This window comes from Paenibacillus hubeiensis (assembly GCF_032334105.1).
GTDB classification, from domain to species: Bacteria; Bacillota; Bacilli; order Paenibacillales; family Paenibacillaceae; genus Paenibacillus; species Paenibacillus hubeiensis.
This window is the reverse complement of the sequence record NZ_JAVYAE020000015.1, coordinates 21,661-43,187: the sequence shown is the minus strand read 5'-3', so window position 1 is coordinate 43,187 and position 21,527 is coordinate 21,661. Positions and strand designations below refer to the sequence as shown.

General features: G+C 51.3%; 18 protein-coding genes. 11 read left to right on the top strand and 7 right to left on the bottom strand.

From position 1 onward, the window contains the following. Positions 1-234: 234 nt before the first annotated feature. The 3 genes from RSX24_RS26420 to RSX24_RS26410 all read left to right on the top strand — a co-directional run bounded on the left by RSX24_RS26420 (position 235) and on the right by RSX24_RS26410 (position 4,550). Entirely contained in the window at positions 235-1,635 is a 1,401-nt protein-coding gene (locus RSX24_RS26420; protein WP_343262288.1) for a hypothetical protein, read from the top strand. Between the two features lie 202 nt (positions 1,636-1,837). Then, positions 1,838-2,428, top strand: coding sequence for a DUF5317 domain-containing protein (locus RSX24_RS26415; RefSeq protein ID WP_236417686.1), 591 nt, complete (start codon positions 1,838-1,840; stop codon positions 2,426-2,428). A gap of 304 nt (positions 2,429-2,732) precedes the next feature. Next, positions 2,733-4,550 carry a diguanylate cyclase gene (locus tag RSX24_RS26410; protein ID WP_236417689.1) on the top strand — a complete coding sequence of 606 codons (1,818 nt, stop codon included), beginning with the start codon at positions 2,733-2,735 and terminating at the stop codon, positions 4,548-4,550. Between the two features lie 171 nt (positions 4,551-4,721). On the opposite strand, the gene RSX24_RS26405 is transcribed toward RSX24_RS26410, so the two are convergent. Continuing rightward, positions 4,722-4,889, bottom strand: a complete 168-nt coding sequence (locus tag RSX24_RS26405) for a hypothetical protein (protein WP_236417693.1) — start codon at positions 4,887-4,889, stop codon at positions 4,722-4,724. 305 nt (positions 4,890-5,194) lie between these two features. Between RSX24_RS26405 and RSX24_RS26400 the strand changes: the two genes are divergently transcribed. From RSX24_RS26400 to RSX24_RS26385, 4 genes are all read left to right on the top strand, one after another. Then, positions 5,195-6,025, top strand: a complete 831-nt coding sequence (locus RSX24_RS26400; RefSeq protein WP_343262240.1) for a sensor histidine kinase — start codon at positions 5,195-5,197, stop codon at positions 6,023-6,025. Between the two features lies 1 nt (position 6,026). Next, positions 6,027-6,683 carry a response regulator gene (locus RSX24_RS26395; protein ID WP_236417698.1) on the top strand — a complete coding sequence of 219 codons (657 nt, stop codon included), beginning with the start codon at positions 6,027-6,029 and terminating at the stop codon, positions 6,681-6,683. A 171-nt stretch (positions 6,684-6,854) separates the two neighbouring features. After that, complete coding sequence (locus RSX24_RS26390; protein ID WP_343262239.1) at positions 6,855-8,579, top strand: copper resistance CopC/CopD family protein; 1,725 nt, start codon at positions 6,855-6,857, stop codon at positions 8,577-8,579. Between the two features lie 78 nt (positions 8,580-8,657). Beyond that, the gene (locus RSX24_RS26385) at positions 8,658-9,413 is read left to right on the top strand and encodes a YcnI family copper-binding membrane protein (protein ID WP_339275736.1); all 756 of its coding nucleotides are present in this window, start codon (positions 8,658-8,660) and stop codon (positions 9,411-9,413) included. A gap of 195 nt (positions 9,414-9,608) precedes the next feature. Here the strand turns inward: RSX24_RS26385 and RSX24_RS26380 are convergent, their stop codons facing one another. The 5 genes from RSX24_RS26380 to RSX24_RS26360 all read right to left on the bottom strand — a co-directional run bounded on the left by RSX24_RS26380 (position 9,609) and on the right by RSX24_RS26360 (position 18,007). Continuing rightward, entirely contained in the window at positions 9,609-11,831 is a 2,223-nt protein-coding gene (locus RSX24_RS26380; protein WP_236417700.1) for a peptidase domain-containing ABC transporter, read from the bottom strand. Next, positions 11,824-15,159 (bottom strand): type 2 lanthipeptide synthetase LanM family protein, encoded by a 3,336-nt coding sequence (locus RSX24_RS26375; protein ID WP_236417702.1) that lies wholly within the window; start codon positions 15,157-15,159, stop codon positions 11,824-11,826. The genes RSX24_RS26380 and RSX24_RS26375 overlap by 8 nt, the downstream gene beginning before the upstream one ends. 214 nt (positions 15,160-15,373) lie before the next feature. Further along, the gene (locus RSX24_RS26370) at positions 15,374-15,556 is read right to left on the bottom strand and encodes a type A2 lanthipeptide (RefSeq protein WP_343262238.1); all 183 of its coding nucleotides are present in this window, start codon (positions 15,554-15,556) and stop codon (positions 15,374-15,376) included. 349 nt (positions 15,557-15,905) lie between these two features. Continuing rightward, positions 15,906-17,291 (bottom strand): sensor histidine kinase, encoded by a 1,386-nt coding sequence (locus RSX24_RS26365; protein WP_343262237.1) that lies wholly within the window; start codon positions 17,289-17,291, stop codon positions 15,906-15,908. Beyond that, positions 17,291-18,007: a response regulator transcription factor gene (locus tag RSX24_RS26360; protein WP_339275729.1), complete on the bottom strand. Its 717-nt coding sequence runs from the start codon at positions 18,005-18,007 to the stop codon at positions 17,291-17,293. Before RSX24_RS26360 ends, RSX24_RS26365 begins: the two co-directional genes overlap by 1 nt. A 269-nt stretch (positions 18,008-18,276) precedes the next feature. Between RSX24_RS26360 and RSX24_RS26355 the strand changes: the two genes are divergently transcribed. From RSX24_RS26355 to RSX24_RS26340, 4 genes are read left to right on the top strand one after another with little or no spacing between them, the layout of a single operon-like run. Further along, the gene (locus RSX24_RS26355; RefSeq protein WP_343262236.1) at positions 18,277-19,194 is read left to right on the top strand and encodes an ABC transporter ATP-binding protein; all 918 of its coding nucleotides are present in this window, start codon (positions 18,277-18,279) and stop codon (positions 19,192-19,194) included. Beyond that, the gene (locus RSX24_RS26350) at positions 19,191-19,943 is read left to right on the top strand and encodes an ABC transporter permease (protein ID WP_236417799.1); all 753 of its coding nucleotides are present in this window, start codon (positions 19,191-19,193) and stop codon (positions 19,941-19,943) included. Before RSX24_RS26355 ends, RSX24_RS26350 begins: the two co-directional genes overlap by 4 nt. Before the next feature lie 12 nt (positions 19,944-19,955). Then, the gene (locus RSX24_RS26345; protein ID WP_339275727.1) at positions 19,956-20,687 is read left to right on the top strand and encodes an ABC transporter permease; all 732 of its coding nucleotides are present in this window, start codon (positions 19,956-19,958) and stop codon (positions 20,685-20,687) included. 37 nt (positions 20,688-20,724) lie between these two features. Next, positions 20,725-21,078, top strand: coding sequence for a YxeA family protein (locus tag RSX24_RS26340; protein WP_236417713.1), 354 nt, complete (start codon positions 20,725-20,727; stop codon positions 21,076-21,078). A 163-nt stretch (positions 21,079-21,241) separates the two neighbouring features. Here the strand turns inward: RSX24_RS26340 and RSX24_RS26335 are convergent, their stop codons facing one another. Then, a complete protein-coding gene (locus RSX24_RS26335) occupies positions 21,242-21,514 on the bottom strand; it encodes a hypothetical protein (RefSeq protein WP_343262235.1) in 273 nt (90 codons plus the stop codon). Positions 21,515-21,527: the final 13 nt, after the last annotated feature.

Sequence of the window (21,527 nt, the reverse complement as noted above, 5' to 3'; positions counted from 1 at the left end):
TTGTCAATAAAACTTTAACCGTATACACTCTTTTAAATGGCTTAATGTGACATCCTTCATTGCGGCAACTTTGAACGACAATGATATCTTTGTTTTTTTCGTTGACATCCTCCGCTTCACCGTGCTAAATTCATTCCAATCTTTAAATTCGGATAGGATTTGTCAGAATTTTAATGCTTTTCATCCAAACTTTCAATACATATTTCCTTTAAGGAGGCATTTCCTTTGAAAAAAATGACTCGCGCCACACTCGCCGCACTGCTTGCGGCCCCGATTACGATCGGCAGCATTGGCCTGCCCCTCACTCCGGCATCCGCTGCAACGGCGTCCACGCCGGGGCAAGCTTCGGCCCCAGCATCATCAACAGCGGCAACGCATGCCGAAAGCGCCGCTGATTACGCCCAATTCCTGCAAGCCAAGTATGGCGTGCGGCTGCCGGCACAGATCACGAAGGGCGACTTTATTCAAGCCGTTGCCGCCATCACCCAAACCGCTGAGGCTGATGCTGCCGCAGATCAGGCGGCTTCGTTTACCGACCTGAAGGCCGGCGACGACGTCTATGATGCCGCAGCTTCGCTGTTTAACGCAGGCATTCTCACTTCTACCGAAGTTCGGGCAGACGATACGCTCGGCACTTATGCCGCAGTATACCTTGCCGTCAAAGCAGCCGGCTTCAAGGAGCTCGCTTATACGTACCCTGAAGCAAAGGTGAAGAATGCGCTGGCCAAAGCGGGCATTTCCAAAAATCGCGTCCAAGGACAAGCCGCTCAGGAGCTGGCCGCTGCCATCGATACGGGGCTGTTGCCAGCAAGCCTGTACCCTGCGTTGCGCAAAGGCGGGGCAGCAAGCAAGGATTTCGCCAATGTATTGCTTGGACAGGTGCTGACCAGTCTGGGACAATACAAAAATGAAATCGGAAGAGCCGGCGACCCGGATATTTACTCCAAACTGTATGCCGCATACCGCACGGCTGATCTGATCGATGCGCCTGAGCTGAGGAAGATCGTCCATCAGGCATTGCGCGACAATCTCGTCACAGGTTACAACCTGAAGGACGAACGTTTTAATTCGAATTTCATCGATGAGCTGACATTGACGTATGGTCATGACGACATCAAACATGCCGCACAGCTGATCGGCCTGCTGCGCAGCGAAGGCATCGATGCAGACATACAGTTCCAGCCGAAAACATCGGCATTCATTTATTTGAAGGAATGGGGCGAGCCGAAAGAAACCCCGGATTATAAAGTAACGCAAATCGAAAACGGCAATTATATCGCTTATGCCAAAGAATACGACATTCAATTCGAGTTCAACAATGCGGCAGACAAAGCCCGATTTAACGACATCGTTGCAAAATATGCCAAAAAGAACAGTGACGGCACGTCCCCGCTGATTCATGCTTCCTGGTGGCAGCCGCTGTATTACTCGCCAACCGCCATTGACGGTTACCCGGTTATTTCCAATACCAAAATCGCGCTTGGCCATTATTACGCGCAATCCTTCTCCCTAAAAGAGCAGGCGCCAACGATTCGCGATGGGTTCCGCAAGCTTGCCCCGGATGCCGATATTTCCGGATACGACTTCTGGGTGGATCAGCCGTTTTTCAATTACCTGAACGGCGAATCGGAATAATTACGAACCATACCGCATTCATGAACCTGCAGCGACTAGTCGCGAAGGCTCACGAATGCGGTTTTTTGATCTTTCTCCAGAGGTTAACAATTTTTTTATCGAATCGTCCAAAATCATGAAGGAATTACCAATACGAGGTCGAATAACATAGATACATAAACACGCATTTACTTACACATATCTGCAAGAACAGGAGTTTTCCATGGTATACGATGGGATTTTGATCGGTGTGATCGTCGGGCTGTTTCGGGGCGGATTTCGCCATGGTCTTGCCCAATTTTCAACGTTAAAGTTGAAAGGCGGCTGGATTTTCCCGTTATTGCTGCTTGGCCAGTTTCTGATTTTTTACGTACAGGAGAAGTGGACTTGGGTTGCTTCTATTAATGGTTACTTGTTTGGAGCCGTGTATGTCACCGGTCTCGTTTTCCTCTGGATGAATAGGAAGTATCCGGGGTTTACATTGATCTGGATCGGGGTATTTCTCAATTTTGCCGTCATGGCGGCGAATGGCGGTCGGATGCCCGTTTCAGTGGAGGCTTCTGAGGTACTGGGTCCGTACTATGTGGATTTATTGCAGCAAGGGGGTGCGGTCTCCAAACATTTTGCGATGGATGCCTCTACCCGGCTATCTTTCCTTGGTGACATTATCCCCTTGTCCAGTCCCTATCCGCGCACCCAGGTCATCAGCATCGGCGATGTGGTCATGAACTTGGGCATCTTCCTGTTTATTCAGCACATGATGGTGGACAAGAACCGGAAGAAAGCCAAGGCTCCCGAAGCACGTCAGGCATAAACGGAATGGTTCTGCCATCCGATTCCAAGGAAGGGAGGTTCAATCCATGAAAAAATTTGAAAACATCAAATATTCTCGCCTTGTCATCAATGCAATCATCGTAGCTTCCGTTGTTGTGGCTTTAACTTCCGGATACAAGCTTGGCGGCTAATAACTCCAAACTTGCCAACTAACGAAAACAGGCTGCCCAAGCAGCCTGTTTTTTCGTTCTGGATTTTTGCCCAGCAACTTGTTATGGTATACATCGATATAGTATAAGCGGATACAACATCACGAGCAGACTAAATCAAGCGGGAGAATTGGCATGAACTTCATTCGTAACCTTATCCATAAAGCAGATCGCAGCAGCGTGTATACCATTTTGCTATGCTGCGCGGGTATCGGTGGTTTTCTGTATATGAACAGGTGGTCTTATTTTCATCTCTCCATGGATGATTGGGTTATGGTATATACCATGCTCGGGGCCGCGCTGATCCTCGACTACTTCACGTTCCAGATACCGCCCAAAGGCAATCAGCAATCGATGGATTCTTCCGTATATCTTGCATGCATCTTCATGTTCGGCGGCGCCTTCAGCCTGTCGGTGCTGCTTCCCGTCTCTCTCATTCTTCTGATCAAGGATCGCAAGCTTGCCTGGTGGAAGCATATCATCAATTTCAGCATTTATGTCCTCATGATTGCCGGGGCCGCAGCCGTATTTGCTTGGACTGGCGGCAAACCCGGCCTGCTGGACGGATACAACCTGTTCCCTTATATTGCTGCGCTGGCGGCGTACTTCATTATTAATACGTTCACGCTTGGACTCTTCTTTCATTTCACAACCAAGGATGCCCTTCAGCAGATGAAACGCGCCTTCGTCACGGAGTCGCTGCTCGTCTACCTGTGTACACTCATTCTCGCGCTGGTTTTAACGATACTGGTTAGCCATAACGGCGTACTTGGATTACTGCTGTACCTCAGTCTTACCATTTTGCTGTCGCATGCGTTCAAACAACTGTTTCTCATGTATCAGGACATTGAGGAAAAGGCCAACAAGGACCAGCGCACAGGACTGTTCAACCACAGCTATTTCGAAAACATGCTCGAAAGCGAGCTGGCCAAGACCCGCATTCAAGGAACGTCGCTTTCTCTGGGATTAATCGACATCGACGATTTCAAGAAATACAACGACCGCTTCGGGCATCTGCAAGGAGACAGCCTGTTGTCTTTTTTTGGCAAATTTCTGATCCAAAAAACGAAAGGCACACCGTTTACCGCTTTCCGTTACGGCGGGGAAGAATTCACCTTGCTCATGCCGGGCCTGGAGGTGGACGAAGCGTTTACGTTCATGAATGCACTGCGCAAACAACTGAACGATACTCCTTTTGAAGGCGTGGAGGTTTTCCCGCATGGCTGCCTTTCCTTTTCCGCTGGCGTTGCGCAATATGAAACAGATATGTACAACAAGTCCCAACTCGTAGACCAGGCGGACAAGGCACTCTATTACGCCAAGAAACAAGGCAAAAACAATGTGCATCGCCATGGCAGCAACGACGGCATGGAGCAGGAAATCGACCTGGTGCAGGACGTGCGGGATATCGAACAGCAGCTCAACTTGTTCCGGTACAAGGATATGGATACATTTAAACATTCGAAACGGGTATACAAATACGCGATCGATATCAGTGAACGCATGCAGCTGGACAATGCCGACAAACGGCGATTCGTGCTGGGTGCATTAATTCACGACATCGGCAAACTGGAAATCCCCTGGTCTTTGCTCAACAAAAAAGAAAAGCTCACCGCCGATGAATGGGAAACGATCAAAGGCCATGTCACCTGGGGCAAAAAAATGGTCATGACCAACGAGCGGTTTGCGGACCTGATCCCTTACATTGAGCTGCATCATGAGCGGTACGACGGGAAAGGTTATCCTTACGGCCTCAAGGGGGCCGAAATTCCGCGGTTATGCCGCATGCTGACGGTCATTGATTCATTCGATGCGATGACGACGGAGCGGCCTTACCAAAAAACGAAAAATATGCAGGAAGCCATCGATGAGCTTCGCAGGTGCTCAGGCACGCAATTCGATCCCGAACTGGTCGAACTGTTTATCGGGTACATCCAAACCAAACTCTCCTAACGCTCCTGACCCGTATAACCGGACTGTAGTTCAGCAGAACGTCAAAGCGCTATCCCCATACAATCCGGGGATAGCGCCATTTTTTTTCGAAATATTAAATTCCAAGAAAACACTGTTCATGCAGGCGGCCATAATTCGTATTCGAACCCATTCCCTGTTCTACGAACGCTATTATCGCTGAGCGTTCAGTTCATGCGAAGTCTGAACCAATTCCTTGATCATTTGCTGCAAAAACATGCTGTCCTGGCGGCTGATTCCATATTGATTATCCTGCAGAATCATTTGATGGATGTTTTTTTTGAGCAACTCGCTGCGACGTTCCAATACCTCTTGATTCATGTTGATGCATTCACTCCTTAACATGGTTTGTCATCATTTAACGCTCTATATAAGTATAAAGAACCTTGGCGGTTCGGGAAAACGGGGTCATCCATGCTTAGCCCTCCACATCGGGCTTAACAGTTCATCAGGGATACCCACCATGTCTGTTCGCAAAGATCCTCCCGGATGCTCCTGCATACAGCCCAATCGCCATATCCCCCCACCGGGCTATGGTCTTCGAGAACGGTTGCGTTATAATGAGGCCATGCCATCAATCTTGTCATGTTTGTTGACTTTGAATTCTATCTAAGGGGTTATGCTTGGTGTCCTACAAACAGATCAAATGGATGATATTGCTTATTCCAACCGTCACGGTCGGACTATGGGAGTATATTCGCCACCAGTTTCTGATGCCCTATCTCTCCATGGACGCCGGAAACTGGCTTACGCCGGTCATCGTGTATCTGGTCAGCGTAACGCTGCTCAGCCGCCTGTTCAATATGCTGGAGAGTGCCAGGGCTGCTCTGGAGCAGGAGCGATCCACCAAAGCTGCGCTGGAAGCCAGGGATCAGCTGGCCAGGGAATTGCATGACGGCATTGCCCAGTCGCTCTTCCTGCTCTCCGTCAAAACGGATAAAGCCGAGCGCAGCCTGGCCGGAAGCGAACACGAGCGAGATATCCGTGAAATTCGCAAAACGGTTCAAGAAGCGAATGATTATGTAAGGCAAGCCATCTCCCAGCTCCGATACGTGCCGGGACATTCGGCCATGCCGGGAAAGGCACCCCTTCTCGGCCAGGTCAAATCGATTGTCAACGATACCGTTCCCTCAGCTCGCGTTCATTGGCAGCTCGATGCCACCTTTTTGACGCCGAAAGAGCAGGTCGAACTTTTGGCTTGCATCCGCGAGGCATTGATGAACGTACGCAAGCATGCAGAGGCCACGGATGTCCGGATTGATGCAAAAGGCGATTCCACGTTCTGGACCATTCGAATCGAGGATAATGGCGTGGGGATCAACGGTGACCCGTTTGCCCTTAAGGAACGATACGGACTGAGAATCACGAAAGAACGTGCCGCGCAGATGGGCTGGTTCTTTTCGCTGGAATCCAAGCCGGGGCTTACCCGCATAACGATCGGAAAGGAGAATGACTGATATGGAGCATGTACGCGTATTGGTTGTGGATGATCATGCACATGCGCGCGAAGCGATCTGCAGCATTTTGTCCGAGGACCGCTTGTTCGAAGTGATCGCTACGGCCGCGAGCGGCCATGATGCGCTCGCATTGACGGAGCAATGGATGCCGGATCTGATTTTGATGGATGTGCAGATGCCCGATATGGACGGATTGGAAGCCACCCGGCTGATCAAGCTGCGTTTTCCTTACGTCATGATCGTGATGGTTACCGTCTCGGATGACGTGACCTACCTGTTCGAAGCGTTGAAACAAGGAGCTCAGGGATACTTGCTCAAAAACCTGTCGCCCTCCACATGGCTCGAGTACCTGCGTGCCATCGTTTCCGACGATGCGCCGCTGACCAAGGAGCTGGCCTATCGCATTTTGCAGGAGTTTCCTGCGCCGCGCAGTCAGGACGTGCCCGATAACCCGTTGACCTCGCGCGAGCTGGAGATATTGCAGTGGGTATCTGCCGGTTATACGAACCGGGAAATCGCAGAACAGCTCGGCATTTCCGACCAAACGGTGAAAAACCACCTTAAAAACATTTTGCAAAAGCTTCAGTTGGACAACAGAGTCCAATTAACCCGCTATGCCCTGGAGAGCGGGTTGGCCGGGCGCAACCTGCGTAAGTAAACGCAAGCTCTTACCGTAGAGACATCCATGCATTTGTCACATTTCCGGAAAGCAATCCGTTTTTTTATAGCCCGATGTAGTCATATAACTATAAATTGGACAAAGTTATAATGGAATAGATTGTGATCCGTATCACAGGAAAACCATTCCAACTTACCTGAAGGTGATTTTTTGATTCTTTTTCACGGATTTAAACCGGCATGGGCCAAGAGACACTGGTCCTTTGCCATCTCCTTGTTGCTCTTTTGCTGCCTTGCCATGCCGCAATGGGCATCCGCTCACGCCTATATCGTTAAGGCCAGCCCGGGCGAGAACGAGACGGTTGCCTCCGCACCGGCTCTACTCACGCTGGAATTCAATGAATCGCTGCAGACGGCCTTCTATGACGTCGTGATTACCGGACCGGACGGCAACCGGGCGGACGATGGCAGCGTGCGCATCGATGAAGCCAAACCGCATGTGCTGGAAACCGGGCTTCGTAGCGGACTTGGGAACGGAACGTATGCGGTAAGCTGGAAAGCCGTATCTGCCGACGGGCACCCCATTCAAGGCGTTTATGTATTTCATATCGGTGCACCGTCAGGAGCGCCACCGGGGCTTGAGAACCTGACCTCAGGTTCCGGAGCGGAGCAAGGCGGCGGCCCGCTCAAATGGCTGGTATCGTTGACCGACTGGATTCAATACTTGGGACTGTCCACGATCCTTGGCACGCTGGCCTTCCTGCTCTTTCGGATCGTACCGAAGTCCATCGCCGGCGAAGCGTTGGACGTGCCGCGCAGCCACAGGTTGTTATGGATAAGCTATGCCGCCGCGTCCGCTGCGGCGATCATCAGCCTGCCGCTAAACACGATCTATGAATCAGGCGTGTCCATCGGCGAATTCAGCTGGTCGCTCATCGGCAGCGCGCTAAAACTGACCTCCTTCGGACAGCTCTGGCTCGTCCAAATGCTGCTCCTGATGCTGCTCGCTGTGACCATCCTGTCCGGATATGATCGCGATCGTTCAGTGAAGGCGCGGCACTGGAATTCCTATGGCTCGCTAGTCCTTGTCCTGGGCTGGCTGTTCACCCATGCCATGACCGGGCACCCGGCGGCTGCGGAGGAGAAGGTACTGGCGATTGCCATGGACTACATCCACCTGGTCGGAGCCTCATTTTGGATCGGCGCCCTGGCGGCTATGGCTGTATGTTTGCCGCCGCTAACGGACAGACTCCCCGCGTCCTTGAGAGGAGAAGCTTACTGGGCGTCCATTCGCCGCTTCTCGGCCTGGGGAATCGGTGCCGTGGCCGCTCTGGTTGCTACGGGGATCTATAGCAGCCTGGTCATTTTGCCCGAGCCGATCCTGACATCGCTGTTCACGACCGCTTATGGCTATGTCTTGTTGGCCAAAGTGCTGCTGCTCATGGCCATGCTGGCACTCGCATGGCGCCACGCTGCGCTTGCCCGCACCGGAACGGGGGGCCGGCTTTCGGGAAGCCTCAAGGCTGAACTGGCCGCAGGCGCTGTCGTGCTCGCTCTTGCCGCCGTCCTGACACATCTGTCGCCAGGACAACCGGCCGCATCGGGGCCGTTTCAGGAAACGCAAACGATCCAGGACGGATCGGCGATCACGCTCCAGATCAGTCCCAACGTTACGGGTGAAAATACCTTTACTGTGGATATCAAACGGGCAGACGGAACAACCGTCAACGATCTGGAACAGGTTACGCTTTCCCTGACTCATTTGGATATGGATATGGGCATCTATGAGATTACCATTCCCAAAAACGACGCCGGCATCTATAAAGCCGAGGATTATCTCTCCATGCCCGGCCATTGGCACGTCAAAGTACACGCACTGACAAGGTCCCTGGATTCACTGGATGCCGAATTCGAATTCGAGACAAACAATCCCTGAATAGGCGATGATCCTTTTCCAAACCTTGGATTTACCATTAAAAAACAAAGTTACGCATTACGAAAGGGGTTACTCAAGTTGAAAAAAACGTCATGGATGTCCAAACTTGCTTCCACTTTAACTGCCGGAGCCGCCGCCCTCATGCTCTTTGCCGGGTTCGCCAGCGCTCACGTTACCGTCAATCCCTCTGTCGCGCAGACAGGAGCATGGCAAACGTATACGATCAAGATTCCGTCCGAGAAGGACATCGCCACGACCAAAATCGCCTTGAAAATACCTGAGGGCGTTTCGTTCAAACAATACCAGCCGCTGGCCGGTTGGAAAGTAACCACCGAAAAGAACGACTCCAACGAAGTCACTATGGTCACTTGGGAAGTGGACGGCGATAACGAAGGGATTCTGGCCGGACAATTCCAACAATTTAACTTTGTTGCCCAGAACACGGATCGCGAAGCGGAAGTTGCCTGGGATGCGTTCCAATATTACAGCGATGGCAGCATCGTGGAATGGACAGGCGAATCGAATGCGGATTACCCGCACAGCATCACGACCATTACGGCCAATCCCGACGCCGCAGATTCCGCAGCGGACAGTCATGGCCATGACAGCGACGGAACAGCCGGCAGCACGAACAAAGCAAGCGATGGCAGCAAGTCCAACGACAATACCACGCTTGGCGATGCATTAAGTGATACGGTAACCGGAGAGCCGAACAACACCGACTCCGATCCCGGTACGCTGAGATTGCAGCAGGCTACGCTGATCGTTTCTATTTTGGCATTGATCCTGTCCTTCCTCGGTATCGCACTGGCCACACGTCGCAAAAAAAGATGATCATGCACTTCCTCAATGAGACGTTAAACGCTCCACATCTTCATCAGGAAAGATAAGCGCTGAATGAAAAGAAGCCATCGGACCGCACGGAATACCCGTGAGCCGTGGCTTCTTTCTGCTTTGCTTCTGCTCGTCCATAGCGCCTTACGGATTCGGCATTTGTCTATCGTGCGGGGAATGAAGGCCAGCACGATCTCATCCATACTGCCGGATAGCCGATTCCATCAGCTGCTCGCCAACCAACTCGGCATACGTTTCACAGCGGCTCAGCAATTCATCATGCGTACCGGCGTCGATCAGCTCGCCCTGATCAAGCACATATATCTTATCCGCATTCCGAATCGTGCTAAGGCGGTGGGCTATGATGATTTGGGTGCATTTGAGCATGCTCAAATTGCGTGAAATGGTTGCCTCCGTAATCGTATCGAGCGCGCTGGTCGCCTCGTCCAGAAGCAATATTTTGGGCCTGCTGACCAGCGCCCTCGCCAAGGCAACCCGCTGTTTTTGCCCACCAGACAGATTGGACCCCGCTTCCGATATCAAAGTGTTGTAATTCATCGGCATTTTCTGAATATCTTCGTGAATGTCCGCCAGCTTGGCGGCGAAAACGACCTCTTCCATAGTTGCTTGCTCTGCATGAAGCCTGATATTATCACATACCGTTCGGTTGAACACGAAGTTATCCTGAAGCACAATACTGATCTGGTTACGAATCTCCTGCTGCCTTAAATCCTCCATATCTACACCGTCAAAGAAAATCTTGCCTTGGGTAGGCGCATACAACCCTACCAGCAATTTTGCCAACGTGCTTTTGCCCGAACCGGATTTGCCGACCAAAGCAACCCGTTCGCCGGCCTTGATCTGCATGCTGATGTTCTTCAAGGCTTCCGATCCATAATCGGTATATTTGAAGCTGACCTGTTCGATCGCAACTTCGCCTGACAACTTAAAATCCGTCAGGTTGTTATCCGTTTCTTTTTCCTTAAATCTCTCGCCCTCTTCCGCCTGGATGACGTCATAAATCCGATCAAGCAGCGTGTCCGCCATGACAAACTCATTCAGCATCAACGCCAACGCATTCAACGGGCCAAGAAACAGGGCAGCCAGTGACTGAAATGATACAAGCATGCCCAATGTCATGTTCCCCTGCATGATTTGGTACAAGCCGACCAACAAAATGAGCATGGGCGCCACGAAATTGAGCGTATTCGTTACCGTGTTAACCCGGGTTTGAAAGATCGACTTCTCCTTGATCGTGGCCAATTGACGTTTGAACAGTTCCCGCCACGTATCCTCTGTTCGCTCTTCAATGCCCAGTGATTTGATCGTCGATATTCCCTCAAGCACTTCCGTCATGAACGACCCCGCAAGGCTTTGCGCGACGATTTGAGTCTGGGTCAGCTTCTTGAATCTGCTGCGCGTCCATCCGAAAATCGCCACCTGCAGCACACCGATGCCCAATAACGTAAAAGCGATCACCCGGGACTGGATCACGATATACGTGAAGGTCACTACGATCAGAAATAAGTTGATCAGGGTGGAGATCATTTTTTGGGATACGATTTCCCGAATGGTCGTATTGCTGTTCAGCCGCATCATCAGATCGCCGCGGGACCGAATCTCGAAATACTGGTATGGCAGCTTCAACATATGGGACACGAAACGAGTCGTCAATTGTGCATCGAGCAGTTCCTGCAGCTTGACGATACACATATCCTTGATATAGCTGAAACCGATCTGAAACAGGGTCAATGCCGCGATGCTGACGATCAGCACCGAAAAAATGGACTGCCCGCTCTCTCCCATCGCCGTATCGATGGATATCTGCATCAGGAAGGGGAAAGCAACCGATACGAGTTGAAGTCCCAGTGCCAACGCTACCGTCCAGGCAAAATATTTTTTGTTGCTGCGGATGAGTTCTCCGAAATAGCCAACCTTGCTGATTTTTTTACCCGTTAGCGGCACGAAATGTTCATTGGGGTGCACGAGCAGAAAAATGCCGGAATACTTTTCTTCGAATTCTTTCCGATCAAGCGTAACCCTGCCCAGCGCCGGGTCAGCCACCACATATTGCCCGCCTGCCCTAATCTGCTCCAGGACGACGAAATGCCTGTTTTCCCAGAAGCAAATGACCGGCAAAAATTCGTTGCTCATCTGCTCCATGGATGCCCGTTTGGCAATTCCGTTCAACTGATAGCTCTCGGCCACTTCCTTCATTTTGAGCATGGAGCTTCCGTCACGGCCATTGCCGAGCATAGCGAAACGCTCCTTCAGCTCGGCAAAGTCTGCCTCATAACCGTAATAGGAAAGCAGCATGTGCAGGCAGCTCGGCCCGCAATCATACTGGTTCATCTGCAATTTAATAGGAACGCGGCGTCGCTTTCCCCGCCATAGCCCGAGCACCTTTCCCTTAGGCATAAGGCTGCTCCCCCGCATAGGTTTCAACTCTGCTCGGAATGCCCTCCAAATGAAGCGTCCCTTCCGGATCCGTTCGGTTGTCGCTCCGTGGTCCTTCCATCATGAGTACGGAAGGCAAGTCGGGATTATGAAGCCTTAGCAGCTGGTATCCGATTCCCGCCAAGCCAAGCATCAATCCGGGGATCTGCTGGCGGCCGGGAACGCCGCATCTCCAATGATGCCCGTCTTTGCGTACCTGCCTTACGATGTGGCCTGCCATATCGTAAGCATACTGTTCCAGCTCACGATCGCCGAAATGACTGGAAGCCAGCAGCAGCAGCTCCAGATTCCCCATATCGCCATGACATAGCGAATAGCTTACTTCCGTGAATCCGTCGTCGATCGTTTTCGCTACGGCGCGATGAATGTCCGTCTCCACGCTCTGGGCTGCGGCAGATGATCCAAGCTGCTCCGCAATGCCCACTCGAGCTATACCAACGCCCGGCGCACCGTTGCACCAGTACATGACATAATGATTCTCCGGCTCGCTTCCATCGGTGAATCGAAGGTCTTTCCAGTTGTTCAATTCCGGGTTGTATAGGCTTTCTTCATATTCCAGTCCCTTCAGGCAAGCATCCAAATATTTCGTCTGGCCGGTCACGCGGTACAACCGGGCAAGCGCAAGGCAGATTCCCGCATTTCCATGGGCAATTCCGCTGAGCGGCGTTTTATTGATGGCCGAAGTGACCCAGGCGATTCCGCTTTCCATGGGACGCGCCATTTCCAACAAACGATCGCCGCAGCGTCTGGCCACCTCCAAAGCCCTTCCGAAGGATTGGGAGACGTACATGTCTACGCAGGCGATCAGCGTACCCGCACAACCGGATATCACGTCAAGCTGCTGATCGTCATCGATCATCTCTTCCAGAATGTCCAGCAATTCAAGCGTATCCGCATGGATTGCCGGTTCGGAACAGACGCTGGATCGATGCATCAGCAGGTAAAGCAGCGAACCGTATCCCGTGAACAAGGAAACGTTCCTGTCCATTTTTTTGCGGATCATCTCCCAGGCCGTCTCCGTGCACCGATCCACCATTTCCAAATACTCGCTCTTTCCGGTCTCCTTGCTCAGATAGAGATAGAAAAAGGCAATTCCCGTTACCCCGTTATACAGACCAAGCTCGGAGGATTTGTAGATCAGCTTCTCGTCGGCATCCATTCCCATGCTTATCCACGATACGGACCGACCGTCGTCTCCCGCAATGGCAATTTCTTTTATGTAATCCCCGATCCTCGATGCTTCAAGCAGGTAATCCTCGGCGGACAACGTGGTGCGCTTTCCTTCTATTTGTTCCGCCCTGACGCGATCCTTGCTTTTTTCCATGGCGAAGGAACGTTCAAGCACATATTTCGTTTGAATGGTTCGTTCTGCGAACTCCCACTGCATCTCCAGATCTTCCGGGCACATTCGCATAACCTTGTCCGCCGTCAGCGTCAAAATGTCCGATGCATACACGCCATCGATCGGCTCATGATCCGAATGGTGAAACAAAAGCTTGTCTCCGATCCTCGTCTTGAACATCGGTACATCCCCGTGCAGCAGATCATAATACTCGTATGCGAACAATCTTTTCCGGTTCCGATCCTGGCGAACGATCATCCACATCATGTCGAAAAGAAGGTTCCGATCCAGCGCATTTTTTAAATATTTGGGATGCGAACTTGCTTCGATCAGGCTGAAATAGGAAACGGTAGGACGGACGATGGTTCGCACCGTGCAACCGTGAAAATACGAAGACAGCGCATCGACAAAGGACTCTTTGCTTTCCATGATAAGGGAATACGTGCGGTAGAAGCCTGTCTTCAGGTTCTGGATGTACCGCTCGGGATTGATCGGCTTATTGCGGTAGGAAGGCAAATGATTGAATCGGGTTACGCTAACCTTCGTTCGTTTGATTCGCATCGTATCTGTATTTTTGTCCAAAATTTCATACGTATTGAGTACTTGGTCCACATCGCCCGCCAGCCCGCTCAAGTCGCTGTGGTACAAGGCATTGGCATCGAGCGTAGGAAGCATGCTTGTTTTCAGCAGCGAATCATTCAGGATGGCCATCGTTTTCTCGAGCGCCGTTCCCCCTATCTGGTCATCGTTATACTGGAAGGGTTGATTGTGCAGAAGGGACTCCAAATCGATAAAGAATGGATGCTCGCCATGAACAACGATATTTTCCATGTGCATATCGGTCGCGTTCAACGCATACAAGACGGCGAGATACTGCCCCTGCCGCTCGAAAAATCGTTCCACTTCTTCAAGGCTTGCAGCCTCCTTATAAGGAATGAACTGCTGCCATCCATAATCCGACCGATCCAGCGACTTGATCATTCGAAAAGGCAGCGCGATCTGCCGATCATTGAACCATTGCAGCAGCTTGGCAAAAGCCGTGTCAATCCCCATATCCCTCGGCTTGTACATCAGGCTGGCACCGCTGGCAAACTGTAACCGCATCACGCTTGCCCCGCCATTGTGGGAATCTCCCAGATAAGCGACATCCTCCAGCCGGTCCAAATTAAAAGCAAACACCTCTTCCAGGTCACGACGATCCAGCGTAAGCCTATCCAGAACGGTCAGCAGATTTAGCGCAATCCGCCGGGTCTGCTCGACAATGGCTCTGGCCAGTACAGGGTAATCAATGAGCAGGTTAAGAATCTGATGCCGATGCTGCAAGTTCTCCCTGACGAAATATTTATACCTCTCGGCAGGATGATCTCCCTTCAATTCTCCCTGTAGTCTCGACCTGTTCAACTCATAAATCAGCATTTTGGCAGACAGGTGAAACACTTTATCCGATACGGTTTTGAGCACCAGCCCCGTGATGCGCCTGCGGTCCAGCCACTCATAGCCTTCGTGCATGCCCTCCTGCAAAATATGAATGACTCGTTGCAGAAATGGCCTGGAAAATTCAAAAAACGGAATTTCTTCCGTCTCGCCCCCGATATAATATTCGATTTCATAATCTTCGTTCTCCAAAAAGGTGCGCTTCAGCTCCCCATACCATTCCATGTGCGTGTAAGCATCGGACCAATCCTCATGTTCAGACAATGAACGAACCTCTTCAAACGTCATATGCTCAGCCTCAAAACGTTCCTCCAAAAGCTGCCGGTCACCGAAATACTTCTCGATCCAATCGGCCATCCGACCTCCTGATTCCTCCGGTCCTGCGGTACGGTTATGCAGAGACGACCATGAGGCGCGTCCAGACGACACGGCCTGCTTGAAGCGTTCATATTTTTCGTTCAGGTATAGGGCATTGTTCCATCGAACATCCCCCAGTAGTTCTTGCATGCTCATTTTTCCCAACTCCTGTCCTGTGCGAGATGATATAAAGCCCTATAAGAAAAAACGTCCATCTACGTAACTTTAAGGAAGATGGTCCGTTCTTAGACGAAGTTAATTTTGCGATATAGAATGGTTCAGCTCCGCTGAAACCTGTATGTTCCATAATTTTAAAAAATTCAAGCACACAACTGATAACAGCCATGTGCTTGAAGATGATCAAAAGAACTTAGCAACAAGTCAACCAGGAAGAAGGCGAAACCGAATTATAATGACACTCATGACTCACCGTGCAGAACACGCCGCCGCTTTTCGCAGCCTCGATGGCCGCTACCGCGCCCGTAATGACCATGAGCTCGTCATCACTGATGTCTTCGATTGCTCCCAATGCTTCAAAATTGAGTTCTTTCATTGAGAAAACCTCCATTCGAATAATTTTTTTATGAATAGCTTAAATTAAGCTAAACACCACATTAAATAAACATTTTATTACATTATTTAAATATTTTGTAAATCTTCTATACTCATAATCTACCATACTATTCTAGTATTTGTAAATAGTTTCCTTAAATTTTTTCCAACATTTTTACAAAAAATGCAGCCTGCCTACAATGCCTCGTCACTCCAAGTTCTTTTGCCAGTTCAAAGAATGCGCTCCTCAAAGCATTGAACGATCCAATGAATCATATAAAACGTCCTTATGTATCTTTCTATCGTTGTTATAGGCATAAATGTCAAAGAGTCCCGTCCCCGAAAGATACCTATCGGGATAGGGGAAGCTCTATAACAGCCCACAAACCTGCTCCAACGTCGCTTTTCAAGATCAGCTTGCCCTTGTGAGCTTGGGCAATTCGCGAAACCATAGGTAAGCCCAAGCCGTGTCCCTGCCGGGAAGGCCGTTTTCGCCCTGCGGCGTAGGGCAGCATGACGACATCGGACAGTTCCTCCTTGGCAATGCCCTGGCCGTCATCGGACACCACAAAATGACAAAAGCCATCGGTTGAAGAACGCAATGTTTGCAGCCGGATCGTGCATCCTTCGGAGTTGTGCCGGATACTGTTCTGTATTAAATTCGTGACGGCCCGATATAGAAGACGCTCATCGCCCATCACCTGCAAACTTTCGTCCTGTACTTGAAGCACGATGTCGTACCGATCATCCAACCCGTTGTTCAAAAAGTCGGATACGACCTGTCTCGCGAGCACAGAGAGCCGGATCGGCTTCATCTGCAGCGGCTGCATCTCGTATTCGAGCATGGATACCAGGTTGAGATCGCTGACGAGCGAACGCAGGCGTTCTCCTTGCCGACGGATGATCCCAGCTTGATGGCTGGCCTCCTCAGGCAGCTCCTCCCTCTCCTCCAGCTCGCTTGCGTAACCCAAAATCATGGAGAGCGGCGTCCGTATGTCATGCGATATGCCTGCGATCCAGTTCGAGCGGGCCTCGTCCCTTGCCTTTAATGCCTCGTTTTTTTCCTGCAGCATGCGGGACGCGGAGTTGATGCTCTGGGAAAGGTCGCTGAAAATACCGCCGTTCTCCACATGCACGGGCTTTCCTTTTGCAAGCGCATGGATGCTTTCCATGAGTGGACGGATGCTGCGAATCAGGCGTGTTCCGATCAGTATGGACACCACCAACGCCAGAACTACGTTGCATACCAATAGCAGCAGGATGCGCAGCGGAAGGGATCTCAACCAATCTGCGAGAAAATCAAGCTGATATTTCCCGTGGGAGTTCTTGGGGTATCCTACCACTAACAGACCGTTCGCGTGTTCCCACACATACACCGGGTACTCCATGAGATAATATCTGGAAAACTTTGCGACATCGGTTACGCTGTACGATCGTGGAATTTCAGTCGGCAAATGCTCGCTCCACTGCACCTTCCCCTGCTCGTCCAGCAGCATCGCCCAAGCCTGATGCGCACCAAGCAGGCCGGAGGATTCCGCATTTAGCTCATAACCTCCCTGTCGATCCTCCGCAAGACCGCTTGAGAGCTGCTTCACAACCGCTTCAGGCGAAGGACCCTCATGAAGCTCTTTAAAGATCAATGAACCGAGCAGGATTAAGTTGAATATGAGAAGCACAACGGATACGAGAATGGTGGAACCGACGAATCGCCTGAGAATGCGGACGGCCCCATCCATTAACGCGCCTCCTGAACAGCGAGCAGCTTATACCCCAGCCCCCGCACGGTCAGCAAATACATCGGCTTGGACGGGTCCTCCTCAATCTTCTCCCGGATGCGGCGCACATGAACCATCAGCGTGTTTTCATATCCGAAGCTTTCATCCCCCCAGACGGCCTGGCATAGTGCATCGCTCGTTACGATTCGGCCCTGATTCTCGTACAGCTTGACCAGAATGGCATGCTCCTTGGCCGTCAGGGGATGCTCGCTATCCCCCCTTTGCACCGTTGCGCTTTCCAAATCGATGACTTGCGAACCGAGGCGAAACACAGGCAATCTTTCCACGACCGGTGCCGCGTATACCCGTTTCAAAATAGCCATTAGCCGCAAAATCAACTCTCTCGGCAAGAAGGGCTTTACCATGTAATCGTCCGCGCCCAAGCCAAGGCCCAGCAATCGATCCTCATCTTCGCCTCGGGCCGACAAGAACAATACAGGCATATCCGAGAATGAGCGAATGGACGAGAGCAGGGAAAAACCGTCTCCGTCCGGAAGCATCACGTCCAGAATCGCGGCATCCGGCTTTTCCATCCTGCATACCGAGAGTGCATTGGCAAAGTTGTCTGCCGTGTATACCCGAAAAAAACCTTCTTTTCGCAAAAACCGTTCAATCATCTCCCGTATTTCAGGTTCATCGTCCACGATCAATATTTTTTTGTTCTTCATTGTATCCAATTCACATCACCTTTTTTTAAACTAGGTACGCTTCCGGTGCGGCGGTACGGTTCCCCGGCACTGCACTAAGAACTTTCTTCGGCTTTTTCCAACATTCCATGAATTTACATCTACAGACTTTTTTCTTATTATACATGATAAAGGCATTCACCCGATATTTTCCAATTTCATTTAAGGTAAATGTAAGGTTACCTTCAGCGGGGAGCAAGGCGATGACGCTATATTGGGGACAACGGGATAAATCGAGTTGAAATGGAGTTGAGACGACGATGAGCATACAACCCATCGTAGAAACACGGCAGTTGACCAAAACCTACGGCGGCGTAGAGCGCGTGCATCAAGTCAACCTTTGCGTGGAAACCGGACAAATCTATGGATTTTTGGGTCCCAACGGGGCCGGCAAAACAACGACACTAAAAATGCTGCTAGGCTTGATCAAACCTACGGAAGGCACCGTACGGATTTTTGGCAAAGACCTGAGCAAGCATCGCCCCACGATCCTGAACCAGACGGGTTCGCTGATCGAATCCCCCTCCTACTACGGCCATCTGACCGGATTGGAAAACATGAAAGTGATGCAGCGGTTGCGGAATGCTCCTGCGAAAAATATCGACAAGGTGCTGCAAATCGTCCGCCTCGAAAATCAGAAGCACAAGCAGGCGGATCAATATTCGCTCGGCATGAAGCAGCGTCTCGGGATCGCCATGGCTTTGCTTGCCTTTCCCAAACTGCTGATTCTGGATGAACCCACGAACGGCCTTGACCCTTCCGGTATCGGCGAGATCCGCGAGCTGATCAAGTCCCTGCCGGGGCAATATGGCATCACCGTGCTGCTCTCCAGCCACCTGTTATCCGAAATCGAGCAGATTGCCACATCCGTCGGCATCATCAGTGACGGGAGATTGATGTACCAAGGAACGATGCAGGAACTGCAGGCCAGCAACAGGGCAACGATCCATTTCCAAACGGCAGATCCTGCCCGGGCGGAGAAAATTTTGCTTACGCAGGGTTATATGCCCAAAACAAAAGAAAAACAGCTGGTCTTCGACTATCTCCGCGATGAGGAAGTGTCCCGCTTGAACAGAATTCTGGTGGAACAGGAAATCGCCGTAACGCGCATCGAAGAGCACAAAAAAAGCCTGGAGGACATCTTCCTTGATCTTACCGGGAAGGAGCGGAGTTTATAATGAAGGCACTCGCGCTGGAGTATTTCAAAATTCGACGCAAAAAGATTTGGGTCATGCTGACCCTGTTTCTCGCCGCCGAGATGATCTGGGCAGCGATGTCTATCAGTATTTCCATCTCCCGCAGCGCGTCTAACGCAAACTGGGAGGCCCTCATTTTCAGCATCGCTTCCATGAACGGATTGTTCCTTCCCATCATCTCGGCGATTGTCGTCTCCCGCATCTGCGACATGGAGCACAAGGGCAGCACCTGGAAAATGCTGATGACTACCAATATCGGGCGCAATGAGGTATACACCGCCAAGTACGTCTGTTCCAACAGCCTGATTCTGTACGGCATTCTGGCTCAGGCCGTGTTCATCGTCGCTTTTGGTCTTTCCAAAAACATACCGGGCCCTCTCCCGTTCTCCCTGCTCGGGCAGTTCGTGATCGGGACACTGCTTACGACGCTTGCGATTACCGCTCTTCAACAATGGTTATCGCTCACCGTCCATAACCAGGCCTTTGCGCTGTGCCTTGGCATGCTCGGGGGATTCATCGGAACGACGTCTGGCTTGTTTCCCGCAGGCGTTCGGCACCTTTTTATCTGGTCCTACTACATGGATCTCACTCCGGTGACGTATATTTACGGCGCTTCCTCGGGGTCTTACGTTTCTGGCAGCCTGCCTGGCGGACTGCTTGCCGCCGCCCTGCTCATGGCAATCTTGTTTTACATCGCGGGCAATATCCATGTCTCACGACAAGACGTGTAAGGAGGAAACCACATGATCCGAAGCATTTCCGCCGAATGGCTCAAGCTGAGGCATTCCCGGATCAGCCTGGTGTTGGCCATTCTGCCCATTATCAGCCTGCTGATCGGATGCTTCAACTATTATTTCAACCAGGCCGCACTTCAGAACGGATGGTACAGCCTTTGGACGCAGGTGAGCCTGTTTTACGGGGAGTTTTTTCTGCCGATCCTAATCGCGATATGCTGCGCCTTCGTCTGCAGACTGGAGCATAACAATCGTAATTGGAACATGGTGCTCTCGTCCCCGATGTCCGTTACCAGCTTCTTTATGGCAAAATTGGTTATCGTCGGCGTGCTGATTCTGGCAGCCCAAGGGTTCTTTATGCTTATGTATTGGGCTGCAGGGAAGCTGTTTGCCATTCCTGACGCCTTCCCCATGGAGACCATCATATGGAGTCTGCGCGGTTGGTTCGCATCCCTATCGATCGCCGCTTTGCAGCTCGGCCTGTCGATCCGCATCCGCAGCTTCGCCACGCCGATCGGTATCGGCCTGTGCGCCGTCTTCCTTGGCTTGGGGATGTACGTACTCAAAATCGGCATGCTGTTTCCCCATTCTCTGCTGACCATCGGCATGGGCGTCCTGAGCCAGACAGGACTTACACGGGCCCAGAACGTCCTGTTTATGTTGATGAATATCGCGTTTATACTGATTTTTGCTTTCTGGTCGATACATCGCCTGAAAACCAAGGACATCGTCTCGTCCTAAAACAAACGTCATCATCCATTAAGGAGGGTAGGTCCCCATGAAAAAAGCATTCACCTTACTGGCTGTGGGACTGGTCATCTTGACTGGCCTGTGGCTGTTTTTCATGAATCCGGCCAAGCTGACCCCAGACAATCCGGCAGGCAAAACGATTTATTACACCGTCGTAAATCAGGAAAGCGCCACGACGGATAGCAATGGCCGATACGCGTATGAGCTGACCGGTTACACGGATGAGGGAAAATCGAAACAACTCAGCTTTACCGCAAGCAAGCCGCTTCAGCAGGGCGCATTCCTGAAATTGTACGTAACCACCTTGCGCGGAGTCACACATTGGGAAGAGGTCAGTGCAAATGATCTTCCTGGCGAAGCACGACAGTTATCTTCCCAATAGCATCCGGAATCGCCTACGGAAGCGTGCCGTATTCATCTCCTCGCACCAAACAACCCCGGTAATACGGACGGAGGGCAGCTGCCTCCGTTCATATTGCCGGGGTTCAATTTATAAAGTCCATGGAATTTATTTTATGAACCGGATCGGATGGGGTGCAAATGGCTTACCTCGACTGGTCCGTCTGGATCATGGCCTCAATATACTGCAATAAACTCCGCTTCTGCTCCTCAATGGATCGTATCCGGCTCGACAGACCTGCAAAAAAGGCTTCGATCTGCTGCCTGACATGATCGGCCGATTGCCCTTTCCAGTCTTCCAACCGTTTGTAAAGCGCCCTCGCTTCCTGTTCATCCGCCTGCAGGCGCACCAGCAGCTGGGACAGCTCCCTTTCCGCAGTCCGGAGATCATTGAGCTCTACAAGCAATTGTCCGTTCACTTCGCTCCCTCCT